The organism is Blautia hansenii DSM 20583 (assembly GCF_002222595.2).
Classification (GTDB): Bacteria; Bacillota; Clostridia; order Lachnospirales; family Lachnospiraceae; genus Blautia; species Blautia hansenii.
Genome location: NZ_CP022413.2, coordinates 612,372 through 626,649, shown reverse-complemented (window position 1 = coordinate 626,649; position 14,278 = coordinate 612,372). Strand labels below are relative to the sequence as shown.

Below are 14,278 nucleotides of genomic sequence, written 5' to 3'. Positions count from 1 at the left end.
AATGTAATTATTGAATTGTGTGAAATATGGTTATAGAATAATCCATTTTCCTTTTTGGCTTGAACCTTCTCTTTTTATAATTCCAGTTTTTTTCATGGATTCCATATAATACTTAACTGTACTATACTTTTCTCCAATGACGGCTGCAATTTTTTTCTGAGATAACGACGGTTCCTCTTGAATTACTTTCAAGATGCGTGTAACTACAGAATTATCGTTAGCTTGGTTAGTAGCTCGGTCAGTAGCTTGGTCAGTGCTACTAACCAAGCTCTTGAACATAACCATAATGTCCTCACGCTTAATCGTATATTCTGGCATAGGATTTCCGGCTTCTTTGCAGCTATCTTTGATTTTTTCGATTCCACGTCCCCATGCTTCGATAAAACCAGCTCTAAAAAATGTATTGGCAATCAAAGGATTATAAGGTCTTGAACGATGTTTTCCCATTAAATCATTGATTGTCCAATCTTCTGGGAAAATGCAATCATTCGCAATATAAATCCGATCTGCATACACACTGATTTGAATTGGAATTAATGCGCCATAAAATTTGTGTGCGATAGCATTAAAAACAGCTTCCCTAATTGCTTCTTTCGGAAAAGGGTAGGTTTCTACTCTTGTTACGCCTTGATACGAAATATCTGCCTTTAAATATTTCGTAAAAATGAGATCAACCACTTTATCTGCCTGCGAAATTAATGAACCGTGAATTTCATCCTGATAACGCAGTTCAGAATCCGATTCAAAATAACCAATCTTGATGTATGCTCCCGGTATCCACTTTTCCGGATTATGATGAAATAGCAAAATAGCCGCTCTTTTCAAATGATTATTTTCAAGCAAATTCAAACTATCCAGTAGCTGTTCATTCGTGGCATCAATATCTTTCTTGTCCATTCGTTTGCTGCATACTGCTTGCTCTCGGAAAATATCGAAACTGTCATTTCTTAAATCTTGTATAGTTACTCCCTGAATCGGCACACTGTCCCATGTAATTCCCGTTTTCTGCAATAGAAACTGATTTAACGCCTGCCCCTTTAACTGCTGTTTAGTGCTGCCGCTCCGGTAATGATATTCGCCCTTGTAGTTGACGGGGTAACTATTCGAATTCACGCAAATTTCAATGTAGTCTTTTCCATCTTTACTCAACAAATTAACGTCTACAATAATACCAAGAACATCCCTGACTTTATTTGGTATATCCTCCATCAACTTTTTGCTATCTTGCACGCCAATTACTGTACCATCATCATTTGTGCCAATGTAAATTTTTCCACCCTGTGCGTTTGCAAAGCCGCAAATCCATTTAAGATATTCGTCCCGCCAAGATTCTTTCCATTCAACATTTTGGCTCTCCGACACCAACATACACCTCCTTAGGTATTTCCTTTTGCAATATCTCGTGTAATGCTATAATATAGCAATACATATTAGCATTATCGTTGCATTACTTTTATGCTATAAATAAATTTTAAAATACCGGTGTTTCCACTGCTCCTGCACCAACGTATTCCTCTAATGTGATATTTTGCTCTGTAATCTCCTTTGCAGCCTTTTTCCCTACATAGCGGTAATGCCACGGCTCGAAAATAACACCGGTAATCTCACTTTTATCCATAGGATAACGTAAAATAAAACCGTATTTCCAAGAATTTTCCATCAGCCATTTCTGGTCTTCGGTTTCCATCTGCGCTTCGTCCAGCTCCTGATACTCGGAGGATACAATGTCAAGGGCAAGTCCCACCTGATGCTCGCTGGTTCCCGGCTTTGCCACTACGGTTGCCGCCTTTACTGCCGCATCCTCGTAGCTTAGACCTTCCTCCTGCATTACTCTTTCAATTTTGTTCTCATAAAGTGACACCTGTAAATCCCACGCCCGAAAAGCAGAACAAATCATAGGAGTTCTCCCCGCTACTCTGGCATCTTCAAACATTGCCTCTAAATCTTCCATAATTCTGGCATCTACCTGATAGCCGTTGGTATCTACGGTCTCTGTGGCAACCTCCGGCACATCTGCCTCTGTCATGGGATAATCACTGTTTACCAGTCTCAAATACCACTGCTGCTTTTCTGTTTCATCTGCCAGAACAGGACCTGTGGGTTCAATATTTACCTGCGGCTTTGTATTTTCTTCCTTTTTCGCCTGTTCTTCCTGCTCTATCTGCTCTTTATATGCCTGCTCTGCCTTTTTCTCTGCTTTTTTCTCATCTATGGAAATCCAAACTGTGGCTGCGCCAAAAACAACAAGACAGACCACTAAGAAAATTCTGGCGTTCCTCTGCCGTATTCTGCGTATATCTCCTTTATACCGTCTTCTTCTCATTCTCATCCATCCTTATCTATTGATAGAAGCCGTCACATTAAGTAATATTTAGGAATATCTATACATTTCCAGCGAATTTGTTGAGCACGCTTTGAGATTATAAGCTCAAAGTGAGCGCAGACTGAGCGTAAAATGTATAGATATTCCTGATATGTCTTTAAAGTAACGGCTTTATTATACCACATGCGTAGAAAAGGAAGCACCCGCAAGGGTATTTACTTTTCAAGCCGTGGCTTGCCGGTATAATCCGACACCTTATGGCGGCAAGCTGATATAATCAGCTTGGTTTGCGCTTTTTGCAAACATTATACCACGTGCGCAGGAGAGGAAGCACCCTTTTTTTACATTTTTCTCTTTTTTAAGATTTCCATTATATACTTTTAATTTTGCGCTGCCCTGTGCATTTCATATTCGCTTGGGGTAATTCCCGTAAGTTTTTTAAATACCTTACTGAAATAATAAGGGTTTTCAAATCCCAGCATATCGGAAATCTCGTACATCATATACTCATGCTTTTCCAAAAGCTCTTTTGCCTTTTCTATTTTCATTTGATTGATATAATCGTTCAAATTTCCGCCTGTCTGTTTTTTAAACACACTGGATAAATACCCCTGACTAATTCCGATTTTTGATGCAATGGCAGCCAGCGTCAGCTTTTCTCCGTAGTTTTCTCTTACGTATTCCTTTGCCGCCTCTACAATTTTATCGGTTTTGCTGCCTCTGTGGAAATTTTCCATGGTATTGCCTACCCAACTGCCGAATTTTAAAAGCCAGCGGGTATGGGCTTTTAAAGTAAAACATTCCAGTAAGATTTCCATCACCACAGAAGGATAAGGCATTTCTTCCTTTATAAGAGCATCCTCTTCCACATAAGAGAGAAAAAAGTAATACAGATTTGCACAGGCATTTACCACCTGTTCTCTTGCAGGATGAAACTCGGTAAAGAGCGCAGACAATTCTTCAAAAACGCTGTTTACCTTTTCTTTGTCCTGCTGCACCAGCGCCTGACGCAAATCCTTTTTCAAAAAGCTGATATCAAAGGTATCGTGGCGGGCATGACGTTCTTCCCAGAAATGCGCCTCCACATCGCTGACCAAAACCACAGGCTCATTGCTGTGATAATAATAAAATTCCTGTATTTTCTTAATCTGGGAAAGAGCCCTTTTACTTCCCCCCCAAATGTCCTCCATAGGCGCACTAATTGCCACTAATGTCTGGCAGCCAAAATAATCCTCTAAAATATTGCAGATTTTCTTTCCTGTATCACGATAATACTTTTCCGTCCTGTTCTGTCCCGGAAGAATGGCTAAAATCCCCATTCGTTTCCACACCAGCGTACAGCACCCGGAATGAATACGGTTCATAAACTGCTCCATGAGACTCTGCGCATAATCCAGCATTTCTTTTCTGTCGTCTTCGGAAACATTCTCAAACAAATCCCTGTCCTTATAGGGACGTATCCACATCAGCACGCCGTTTTCATAAAGCTGCTCCAGCTCCATTTTCTCCACCGGCTCCTGCCACTTTTTTCGAAATTCATCGGAAAGATTTCCTGCTTTTTCCAAGATGTCTCTGAAAAATCCTGTGGCAGTCTGTTTTACATCCTTTGGATGAAACTCTCTGTGGGGAATTTTATCTGTTAAAATGCGTTTTTGATTACACATCTCTGTTGCTCGCTTTAAGCTGTTTCCCATCATCTCCTGTGTCATTTCCATTTTTACCAGATAATCTGCTGCACCAAGAGCAAGAGCGCTTTTTGCCAGAGAAAACTCCTCTAAATTGGTCAAAAGTATGAAAACTGTATCATATCCTCTGTCACGACATTCCTGCATAAACTCAATTCCTGTCATCACCGGCATTTTAATATCTGTAATGACAATGTCGGGCATGCTTTTCTCCATTTTTTCCAATGCCTGTTTTCCGTTGCTTGCCTTATCTGTAATCACACAGTCATAATCTTCCCAATTTATCATAGATTGAATTCCTGTTAAAATTAACGGCTCATCATCTACAAGTAAAACCTGATACATTTCTTTTCCCCCGCCTTATGTCTAAGTTAGTATTCTATCGGTATACGAACCTGAATTTCCGTGTATTCGCCTACCTTGCTTTCTATGGAAAGTCCGTATTCTTCCCCGTACACCAGCTTAATTCTCTGGTCTACATTCGGAAGTCCGATGCCGCTCATGGTATCGTTTTTGCTCTTTTCTTTCCCCTTTAATATCTTCTCTATTTTTTCTTCCGGTATTCCCACTCCATTGTCTCTTACCGAAATACAGAGTGTGTTTTCCAAAGCTTTTACATGAATGGAAATTATTCCGTTTTCTCCCATGGGCTCTATACCTGAAAAAATGGCATTTTCCACCAAAGGCTGAAGCGTCAGCTTAACAATCCTTGCGTTATATAAGCTTTCCTCTTCCACATGGATTTCCACATCAAACATTTCCATGTAACGCATTTTTTCTATAATAATATAGTCCTGCAAAAAGTTCAATTCTTCTCTTAGCGTAACCTTTTCATTAAAGCCCTTTGCCATATTTTTCAAAAGGCTTGAAAGAGCCGTAACCATTTTTACAATGCTGGCATTCTTCTGAATAACTGCAATCCAGCGAATGGAGTCTAAGGTATTATACAGAAAATGAGGATTTATCTGTGCCTGCAACATTTTAATCTCCAGATTTTTCTTCTCTCTTTCGTCCTCTACATTCTTTTTCAAAAGCTGCTCAATCTTGCCGCTCATGTGATTAATGCCTTTTCCGATTTCTCCGATTTCGTCATCAGTCTCAAGCTGCGGATTTCTGCTGAAATCTCCTCCTCCGATTTTCTTGACCTGAGCCGTAAGCAAATCAATGGGCTTTCTTATTCGCTTTGAGGAAAGCACCGATAACAGCATTCCCAGTAAAAGACAGACAAAGAACAGCACCCCTGCCAGACGGATAATAATCACTCTTTCATTTAAAGCTTCCTTTACAGGCATCATTTCATAGGTTAAAATTCCTGTTTCCGGACTTTTGGCATAAGAAATAAACCACTGTCCGCTGCTTGTTTTTTCTTCGATTACACCTGTATTTTCCGTTTTCTTTAAAAGCATCTCTGTAATTTGAGAAAGCTCCTTCTCCTTTAATTCCTCTGTTTTTACTTCGGCAATCAAATCTCCTGTGCCGGTAACTGCTATCATAGTGTTTCCGCTGTCAGACCGTGCCAGCTCGTCTTCAAATAATTTTGCGGATATTCCTAAGAAAACCCAGCCTTCTTTCCGCATAAGTCCTGTATTATCCAAAGGACGGATAATGGGTATCATTTTCTCCCCTTTTCCTCCGAAAAAAGGATTTTTTACCACGCTGACCTTATAATCTCCTGTTTCCTTCGCCAATTCCTGCTCAAACCAGCCGGTTTCCATAAGCTTTTCAAAATCATCCGTACTTCCTACGTCACTGCCTGTTTGAATAAAATGACCTTCCTTGTCTGCCATCATCAGCTTGGAAATATAACTGCCATATCCTGAAATCGCACAGTAATCACTCATCAGTTCATTATTCATCAACGCCTGTTTTCTCTGGGAAGGCTGCTGTGTAAAATCCAGACTTCCTAAATTCATAGATTTTCTGCCGGTACAGTTTAACACAATGTTCATCATTTCCTCGTAAGCTACCTGAAACTTATCGGAAACTCCTTCTATCCGCTGGCTCATGGACTGCTTGATTACTTTTTTGGAACGGTCCAGCGCTGTCTTATACGTTACAATACTTCCCAGCAAAGCTACTGTAATTACCATAATCAGGTTATAAATGATAATTCTTCCCCTAAGCGAATGTATCCATTTCTTGATTTTCCTCATATCCGTCCCCCCACTTATTAAAATCTTACCATATTCCCCATTTTTATACAATTCCGGATGTAAATTCAATCCTCCATGCAAACACTTGAAACACTGAATTTATATTCGGAACTCTTCGATACAGCATGAATATCTATACACTTTTAGCAGATTTATCCGAAAAAAATGTATAGATATTCTGTTCCTTACCGTACCTTTTCCAGCCACTCTCTTACCTTTTCTCCCACCTCTTGGATACTTTTCCCATCTGTGTTCAAAATATCCACATCCGCTCTGTTTAGAAACCACTCTTTTTTCAAAGGTAAAAGCTTCTGGATATAATATTCAAAAAATTCCCGTGAACGGGTAGTGTCTGTTTCTTTCCGTTTTCTTAAAGTTTCTTCTGAAGCATCTAAAAATAAAATTCGCTGCGGCATACACGCCCTCACTGCATCCAGCTCTTTTTTCAAAAGATGTTCCACATCCCAGTCTGCCCCTATGGTTTTGGGATAATTCAAGGTATAAAACTCAATTTCCTCTGCTCCGAAATCCATCATGGTACATTCCCACAGCTGCGCCTTCTCGTACCTTTTTACCTCATTTTCCAGCCACAGCTTTTGAATTTCCAGATAATCTTCATATTTTGTTTTCTGTAAGCCCCGCCGTTTTACTTCTTCTATCACATGTCTGTTTTCTTCCCAACTGATATGTACATCAGGGACATTCTTTTCTATATATTGCAGGGCAGTGGTTTTTCCCACGCCCATGCAGCCTTGTAAGGATAAAATCATTCTTTTTTTCCTGCAAACTTGGCATCTGACTGTCCTTTTTTTCTCACAGCGGAAGTCATCGGAAGCCCTGTGCCGTAATCTAACTGTCTTGGCTCATATTCTTCATTTTCTCTTTGACGTGTCATCAGTCTGCTGTCCCATGTTTTGTATTCTGTAATACGGTTCCATGGACGGTCTTCCCAATAATAGCCTCGGAAAGGATCTCTTGTTTCATACATGTTGTCCAGAATTGCCTCATGCAGTCTTTTTCTGATTTCATCATAGCCCGGCTCGTTAATCAGGTTTTTCATCTCCTGCGGATCTTCCTGCAAATCATACAGCTCATCACTGGTCATAAGGTTAATTACCATCTTATAACGTCCGTCAAAAGCACCTCGAAGAGGCTGATAACCGCCAAATCCGTCATGGTCTACCTCATAACGACCAAATTCCATAAAGACATAGTCATTGCAGCGTACTTCCGGATTTTTCACTTCCTCAAAGATACTTCTGCCTTCAAACATCTTTGGAATTGGCACGCCAAACATATCAAAAATCGTAGGCGCTAAGTTGATGTGAGAAACAGGATTTTTATCCACACCTTTTCCAAAGCCTTTAATCATCAGCGGAATATGTGTAATTTCTTCATATAAAGCAGGTCCTTTTCCTGTAAGAGAATGTCCGTACATCATATCTCCGTGGTCAGAAGTATAAATAATAATCGGCTCATCTTCATATTGCGCCGCCGCATCCAAAACCCTGCCGATTTCATAATCTGCAAAGGTATTACAGCCTAAAAATTCTTTTGGACTGAGTTTAAAGTCTTCACGGCATGCCTTTAGATATTCGTCTCCCGCCCAAATTCTGTGGTGCTCCGGCTTATCCTCCAGCGTATCCTTCATATTTTCTTTTACCGGTATCTCATAGTCTTTATACAAATCCACATATTTTTTTGGACAAATATGTGGGCCGTGAGGCTCGTCTAAGGACATAACCAGAAAATAATCTTCGTCTTTGTGTTTTTCAATGAAATCCACTGCTCTGTCTGCACAGCGGTGTCCGTAAGTCATATCTTCGGTAATGTTGTATTTTTCAATGCTTTCTATCTGGCGAATACGGTATCTTTCCTCCGGTGTCAGTTCATCCAAGAAGCATTTCATGTCATACCAGTAATCTTCGTCCCAGCCCTTTGGACATCTGCCCAATCCGAAATAATCTCCGCCGTCCAGATGCCATTTTCCAACATAAGCAGTGTGAATTCCTGCATCGCTTAAGCGCTGTCCAATGCTTTGTACATTATCGGAAAGTCCCATACAGTTCGACCATCCGGCACAGGAATGAGGGTAGCTTCCTGTAAAAATCGCAGACCTTGCAGGCTGACATACAGGCTGTGTGGTATAGGCTTTATCGTATCGTATTCCCTCTGCCGCCAACCTGTCTAAATTCGGTGTAACCATTGCGGAATTGCCATAACAGCCCAGCATGTCTGTGCGCTGGGTATCTGTCATAATAAAAATAACCTGTCTTTTCTTCATAATCTTCCTCCTGATAAGTATTTATTTTATGCAAACAGAGGCCATTGCCTAAGCAACAGCCTCTTCGTTTTACATAAGAAATGGATCTTGCTGCATATCTAAATATTCCCGCAGACGTTTCTCATAATCTGCTGCAAGCTCCTCGTTCAGCTCCGTAATCATAATAGGATTTTGCTGATAAGGATCTTTTTCATTATTATACAACATTTTCACCTGTTTTTCTCCCGGTTTATATCCATTATTTATTACAAAAGTATGTGTATGTGTCCGAATACCCCTCCAGCCATAGCACTTACTGTTCAACCCCTGTTTTTCAAAGGCTGCCACCATTTCCGGCATTCCCGGATAAGAACATAAAAACGCATCTTGTGGCGCATCATTTTCCTGTCCCAGTATTCCCGGCGCATGATTAAAGCCCTGACAGGTATCCGGCACAGGAATATCCAACAGTCCTAAAAGTGTAGGCATGTGGTCGGGACTTGCTACCAGCTCCTTATATTTTGCAGGAGCAAGACGCCCTTTCTGGCGGATATACAATGGAATGTGGATAGACTCCTCATACCACACATTTTTGCTCATACGTCCATGAGAACCTAACATTTCGCCATGGTCGGCTGAAAGTACCACAATGGTATCTTCCTCCATGTGGTTTTCCTTCAGGAAATCTAAAAGTCTTCCAAACTGTTCATCTACACCGGAAACTGCTGCAAAATACTGTCTGGTAATGGTCTCCATCTCCGGAGTCCTCTTTTCCTTTGGCACGTTTTCCCTGAAATGTACCGGCATATCTTTGTACTTTTCATAATATTTATCAGGCACAAGCTCATAGGGAAGGTGGGGAGGATTGTAAGAAACAAACAGAGCAAAGGGTTCTTCCTGCTGTTTCTTTCCTTCCATATATTCCAGCGCCTTATCCGTCTCAAATTCCGGTGACCAGCAGTTCGGTCTGATTTGCTTTGGTGTATCTGCCCAGTAATGAGGAGTTAAATGCTCATCACATGCGCCGTAGGAGAGCCAGTAGTCAAATCCCTGTCTTCTCTCTCCCGGTGGAGTGTAGGCATCCCAATCCTTTGCTCCTGAAACAGGATTTTTCTCAAAATTCTGCTCTGAAGCATCCAAATGCCATTTTCCGATATATCCGGTGTGGTATCCTGTATCCTTTAACACGTTTCCGATACAAGTTTCCTGTGGCTTTAACATTAAAATTTCGCTTAATCCGATTTTGCAGTTTGTCCACATTCCTACACTAAAAGGATATTTTCCCGTCAGCAAGGATGCACGGTGTGGAGAACAAAGGGGGAAGGTGCTCACTGCTTCTGTGCAGTCTAGGCTTTCCCTTGCAAAGCTGTCCATGTGGGGAGTACACACTTCATCTTCCTTTGCATAGCCCATTGCCTGATATCTCCACTGATCCAGAAAAACATATAATAAATTTGGTCTTTTCTTCATGATTTCCCTCCTTACCAGTAAGGGTTCCATGTTCCGCATCTTCTTCGGAGGGCTTCTAAATAGAAGTAATCGCCCCATGTGTTACACTCGTCCACACCTCTGTCCTTGCAGGTGTTTTCTTCGGAGCTTCTGGCATAAGTGCCGTGCAGCAAAAGACCGTTGGACTGTTCCTTAGATTTTACCGCACATTTTTCAATTAAAGCACACAGCATTTTATCTGCTGCCATGCCATATTTCTCTGCTTCTTCTTTTTCCAGATACGGAAGCATTTCGTAAATACCGCAGATAACAATGGCGGAGGAAGAGGAGTCTCTTGGCTCTGTGCTTCCTGTGTCAAAATCAAAATCCCAATATGGAATTAAGTCTTCCGGTAAATGTTCGATAAAGTAATCGGTTACATCACGGAACATCTGGATGTACTCCGGATTTTGCTGATAACGATAGCTTAACGCAACACCGTATACGCCCCATGCCTGTCCTCTTGCCCATGCAGAGCCGTTTCGATTTCCCTGATGGGTTACGCCATAGGAAGGTTTTCCTGTTTCCGGATTAATATAGTAGGTATGATAAGTGGAATGGTCTTCCCTTAACACACATTGCATTGCCGTATGAATATGCTTGCATGCTTTTTCAGCATATTCCGGATTTCCTGTAACCTCTGTTGCCCAGTATAATAAAGGAAGATTTAACAGACAGTCAATGATAAGGCGATAATCCTTTGGATCTCCTACATTTCCCCATGCCTGAATAAACTCTCCGTTTTCTCTGTATCTGGTGAGCAGGTGGTCGGCTGCCAAAATAGCAGCCTCCTTTCCTTTTTCACTTCCACACAGCTTATATGCCGCAACACAGGAAAGACTGTAAAGAAATCCCATGTCATGATAATTCACATCAATTTTTTTCTGAATACGATTTAAAAAGCTGTCTACGTGAACTTCTCCTGTTTTCTTAAATTCTTCGTCCTTTGTAAGCTCATAAGCCAGCCATACCACACCGGTCCAAAAACCTGTGGTCCATTCTACATTTTCTGTCTGCCAATAAAATCCATTTTCTGTATTGGGAGACTGGAAAAAGTCTGTAAAATCCTTTAAATTACCTTTTACAATAGCAGTTGCCTGATGAACTGCCTGTTCTATCATTTCCTGACTGCACCCCTGATATTTCTCAAGGTTTTCAAATGTCTGTGCCATATTTTTCTCCTTTTTTAGCCCTTGATACCACTTGCTGCAACACCTTCTACGAAGAATTTCTGACAGGCAATAAAGATAATTACTACCGGTATCAGAGCACATACAGATGCTGCCATAATCAGAGCATAATCAGCGGCATACTGAGAAATAAACATACGAATACCAAGCTGAATAGTCTTTAACTCTGTACTGTTTAAGTAAATCAATGGGCCCATGAAATCGTTCCATACGTTTACAAAAGTAAAAATAGTTAAGGTTGCAATACCGGGTTTCGCTAAAGGTAATACCACACGGGCAAAAATACCGTATTCGCCAAGTCCGTCAATACGTGCCGCTTCCGACAGCTCTTTTGGAATACTGAGGAAGAACTGCCTCATAAGGAATACGCCAAAGGCGCTGAAGGCATGAAGCATAATCAATCCGATATGTGTATTGTTTAAACCGAATTTGGACATCATAGTAAACTGAGGAACCATGTATACCTGCCATGGAACAGCGATTGTCGTTACATAAGCAAGGAAAAGGAAATCTCTTCCCTTAAACTCCAGCTTTGCAAATCCATAAGCTGCAAAGCAGCTTGTTGCCAACTGGATAATGGTTGTAATTACTGTCAGTTTTGTACTATTTTTAAAGAATGTCAAAAGTGGGATTTTTTCCCAGATTTCCTGATAGTTTTCAAAGTGAAAACTTCTCGGTATCCATTCCATTGGAATACTGAATACGTCTTTATTCAGCTTTACAGAAGAAATCAACATCCAGTAAAAAGGAATAATCATCAATACTGCCAGAAATGTCAAACCTATATAAATCAATATTTTTTTTCTTTTTTCTGCTTTCATATTGTCACTCCTTTACATCCACTCTGTGAATTTCTTCTCACCTCTGAACTGGACTAATGTAATTACAAGCACGATTGCAAATAATACGATAGCACTTGCACTTGCATATCCGAATTCAAAGTTTGTAAACGCTGCGTCATAAATGTGGTTTACCATAACCTGTGTTGCACGTCCGGGACCGCCGCCTGTCATAATGTAAATCAAGTCAAATACCTTGAAGCACTGAATTGTCAACATAATTACAACAAAGAATGTCGTTGGTTTTAACATCGGAATTGTAATATATTTCAGTTTTTTCCAGCCTGTTGCTCCGTCAAGACTGGCTGCTTCATAAAGCTCTTTTGAAATCCCCTGCAAAGCTGCAAGATATACAATCATGTAATATCCCATGTATTTCCAAACACTTACGATAATGATTGCCGGCATCGCCCATTTTACAGATGCCACCCATCCCGGAGGATTGGAAATACCGATTGCTCTTAAAAATTCATTAATTGGACCTACGTCCTTCATGAAAAGCATGTTCCACACTGCACCTACTGCTACAAGAGAAGCAATATAAGGGAAGAAAAATGCAGTACGGTAAACAACAATTCCTTTGATTTTGCTGTTCAGCAAAACTGCGATTAAAAGCGCTGCCGCAACTGTAAGGGGTACTGTGAAGATTGCATAGTAGAAGGTATGTCCCACAGCCATTTTAAAAGTGGAGTCATCCATCAAACGTACAAAGTTCTCAAGACCTACAAATTCCATTGGTGTATTGGAAGAACCGTTCCATTTCATAACGCTGAGTACGAAAGAAAATACCACCGGAACAAAGATAAACAGGAAATACCCGATAAAGTTCGGTAAAATAAATGAATATCCAATCAGATTACTTTTTATGACTCTTTTTTGTTTTGTTGTCATTGCCATATCCTTTTCTCCTTTTCCAGAACACAGGGCTTTCCGTCTGTGTTCGTTCTACATTCAGAAAGCCCTGTCCCTTGTTATTTTTATTTATCACGGATTGGCTTCACGTATCTCTTTTACACGATCTGTCATATTTTTAAGTCCGTCGTCAATACTTTCTTCGCCAATCATAATCAAGTCATGTTCTTCTTCCACTGCTTTACGGATTTTTTCAATGTTTTTATCCAGTGGTCTGTCGAATACCATACCTTTTAATTCCAGTGCCTCTGCACAGCCTTCTGGGAAGCCTTCTACGGAAGTTACTTTTTCCATAATTGTATCGTTCTGAACAACAGTTAAAATACCCTGTTCAGCAAGCTTTTCAGCTGTTTCTACGCTTGTTGCACATTTTACAAATTCCCAAGCTAAATCCTTCTGGTCGGAGTTTGCATTGATTGCAACCGGTGTTACAGCGCCAACGCTGTTTCCTGCTTCTACGCCTTCCGGATGAGGAATGGTTGCAAATCCCCAGTTAAAGTCAATCTCACCTGCATTCTGTGCCTGAATTAAGTTTGCGATGAACCATGTTCCCATTGGCATCATTGCACACTGCTGCTGCTGGAATACACTTGAGTAATGTAAGTTTCCTGTTTTAATTGTTGCATAGTCCTGAAGAATTCCGTCCTTCTGCATACGCAGCGCCTGCTCGTAAGCCGGTTTTAAGAAGCTGTAATCATCAGATACTAATGTGTTCTTTCCATCCTGAATTGCCCAGTTACATACTAAAGCCATCCAGTTGTGATTGTGTGTTCCGTAAATTTTTTCGTTTCCTTCGCCGCTTGTCATCTTGCGTGCCAGCTCTTCGTATTCATCCCATGTCATGTCGTTGCTTGGATAAGGAACGTTTGCTTTGTCAAACAAATCTTTGTTGTAATACAGCACGTACCAGTCAGAACGATATGGAAGTGTATACTGTTTTCCGTCAATCTGAAGCTCTTCTGCTGTTCCGTTATAGATGGATAAATCTAATTTATCTTTTTCTATGTATTTGTCCAGACATTCAATCTGGCCTTTTTCCTGCATGCTAATCTGTGTTCCCATATCTTTTACGAAGATAACGTCAGGATCCGGATCGCCTCCGGCAAGCATAACAGTCAGCTTGTTGTTGTATTCGTTTGCTGCTGTATCCACAAATTCTATTTCTACGTCAGGATGTTTTTCCTTAAATACATCAACGGCTGTTTTAAACTGTGGTGATGTGTCGTTATCCCACGTAGAGATTGTCAGTTTTTTCTTTCCGCCATCCTCTTTCTTGTCATCCTTTTTGTCTCCGCCGCAGCCTGCCAGCATACCTACTGACATGGCAGCAATCATTCCCATTGCAATTACTTTTCTTGCTTTCATAATTCTCCTCCTTTACGAAAAATGTTCCGTTGTTTTTTGTAAATATAGAGTACCAAAAAT

The 14,278-nt window shown here is 40.7% G+C and carries 11 protein-coding genes; all 11 read right to left on the bottom strand.

Features of this window, described 5'->3' with window-relative positions; all coding sequences use genetic code 11:
* Positions 1 to 30: 30 nt before the first annotated feature.
* Positions 31 to 1,368: an ATP-binding protein gene (locus CGC63_RS03020; RefSeq protein ID WP_004220918.1), complete on the bottom strand. Its 1,338-nt coding sequence runs from the start codon at positions 1,366 to 1,368 to the stop codon at positions 31 to 33.
* A 103-nt stretch (positions 1,369 to 1,471) separates the two neighbouring features.
* Entirely contained in the window at positions 1,472 to 2,323 is an 852-nt protein-coding gene (locus CGC63_RS15795) for a M15 family metallopeptidase (protein ID WP_117468296.1), read from the bottom strand.
* Positions 2,324 to 2,703: 380 nt separating this feature from the next.
* Positions 2,704 to 4,353: a response regulator transcription factor gene (locus tag CGC63_RS03010; protein ID WP_004220922.1), complete on the bottom strand. Its 1,650-nt coding sequence runs from the start codon at positions 4,351 to 4,353 to the stop codon at positions 2,704 to 2,706.
* Between the two features lie 26 nt (positions 4,354 to 4,379).
* The gene (locus tag CGC63_RS03005; RefSeq protein ID WP_040351019.1) at positions 4,380 to 6,161 is read right to left on the bottom strand and encodes a sensor histidine kinase; all 1,782 of its coding nucleotides are present in this window, start codon (positions 6,159 to 6,161) and stop codon (positions 4,380 to 4,382) included.
* A gap of 185 nt (positions 6,162 to 6,346) precedes the next feature.
* Complete coding sequence (locus CGC63_RS03000) at positions 6,347 to 6,931, bottom strand: AAA family ATPase (RefSeq protein WP_004220925.1); 585 nt, start codon at positions 6,929 to 6,931, stop codon at positions 6,347 to 6,349.
* On the bottom strand, positions 6,928 to 8,445 hold the full coding sequence (locus tag CGC63_RS02995; RefSeq protein WP_004220926.1) for a sulfatase-like hydrolase/transferase: 1,518 nt from the start codon (positions 8,443 to 8,445) through the stop codon (positions 6,928 to 6,930). The genes CGC63_RS03000 and CGC63_RS02995 overlap by 4 nt, the downstream gene beginning before the upstream one ends.
* 69 nt (positions 8,446 to 8,514) lie before the next feature.
* Positions 8,515 to 9,894 (bottom strand): sulfatase family protein, encoded by a 1,380-nt coding sequence (locus CGC63_RS02990; protein WP_040351020.1) that lies wholly within the window; start codon positions 9,892 to 9,894, stop codon positions 8,515 to 8,517.
* Positions 9,895 to 9,905: 11 nt separating this feature from the next.
* The gene (locus CGC63_RS02985) at positions 9,906 to 11,084 is read right to left on the bottom strand and encodes a glycoside hydrolase family 88 protein (protein ID WP_004220931.1); all 1,179 of its coding nucleotides are present in this window, start codon (positions 11,082 to 11,084) and stop codon (positions 9,906 to 9,908) included.
* Positions 11,085 to 11,098: 14 nt separating this feature from the next.
* A complete protein-coding gene (locus CGC63_RS02980; RefSeq protein ID WP_004220932.1) occupies positions 11,099 to 11,923 on the bottom strand; it encodes a carbohydrate ABC transporter permease in 825 nt (274 codons plus the stop codon).
* Between the two features lie 12 nt (positions 11,924 to 11,935).
* On the bottom strand, positions 11,936 to 12,832 hold the full coding sequence (locus tag CGC63_RS02975; protein ID WP_172620982.1) for a carbohydrate ABC transporter permease: 897 nt from the start codon (positions 12,830 to 12,832) through the stop codon (positions 11,936 to 11,938).
* Positions 12,833 to 12,925: 93 nt separating this feature from the next.
* Positions 12,926 to 14,218 (bottom strand): ABC transporter substrate-binding protein, encoded by a 1,293-nt coding sequence (locus tag CGC63_RS02970; RefSeq protein WP_004220935.1) that lies wholly within the window; start codon positions 14,216 to 14,218, stop codon positions 12,926 to 12,928.
* Between the last annotated feature and the right edge of the window lie 60 nt (positions 14,219 to 14,278).

Excerpts from the sequence above, each read along its gene's own strand:
- CGC63_RS02980 (WP_004220932.1), bottom strand. The coding sequence starts at position 11,923 with ATGAAAGCAGAAAAAAGAAAAAAAATATTGATTTATATAGGTTTGACA.
- CGC63_RS02995 (WP_004220926.1), bottom strand. The coding sequence starts at position 8,445 with ATGAAGAAAAGACAGGTTATTTTTATTATGACAGATACCCAGCGCACA.
- CGC63_RS03005 (WP_040351019.1), bottom strand. The coding sequence starts at position 6,161 with ATGAGGAAAATCAAGAAATGGATACATTCGCTTAGGGGAAGAATTATC.
- CGC63_RS02990 (WP_040351020.1), bottom strand. The coding sequence starts at position 9,894 with ATGAAGAAAAGACCAAATTTATTATATGTTTTTCTGGATCAGTGGAGA.
- CGC63_RS03020 (WP_004220918.1), bottom strand. The coding sequence starts at position 1,368 with ATGTTGGTGTCGGAGAGCCAAAATGTTGAATGGAAAGAATCTTGGCGG.
- CGC63_RS02975 (WP_172620982.1), bottom strand. The coding sequence starts at position 12,832 with ATGACAACAAAACAAAAAAGAGTCATAAAAAGTAATCTGATTGGATAT.
- CGC63_RS02970 (WP_004220935.1), bottom strand. The coding sequence starts at position 14,218 with ATGAAAGCAAGAAAAGTAATTGCAATGGGAATGATTGCTGCCATGTCA.
- CGC63_RS03000 (WP_004220925.1), bottom strand. The coding sequence starts at position 6,931 with ATGATTTTATCCTTACAAGGCTGCATGGGCGTGGGAAAAACCACTGCC.
- CGC63_RS03010 (WP_004220922.1), bottom strand. The coding sequence starts at position 4,353 with ATGTATCAGGTTTTACTTGTAGATGATGAGCCGTTAATTTTAACAGGA.
- CGC63_RS02985 (WP_004220931.1), bottom strand. The coding sequence starts at position 11,084 with ATGGCACAGACATTTGAAAACCTTGAGAAATATCAGGGGTGCAGTCAG.
- CGC63_RS15795 (WP_117468296.1), bottom strand. The coding sequence starts at position 2,323 with ATGAGAAGAAGACGGTATAAAGGAGATATACGCAGAATACGGCAGAGG.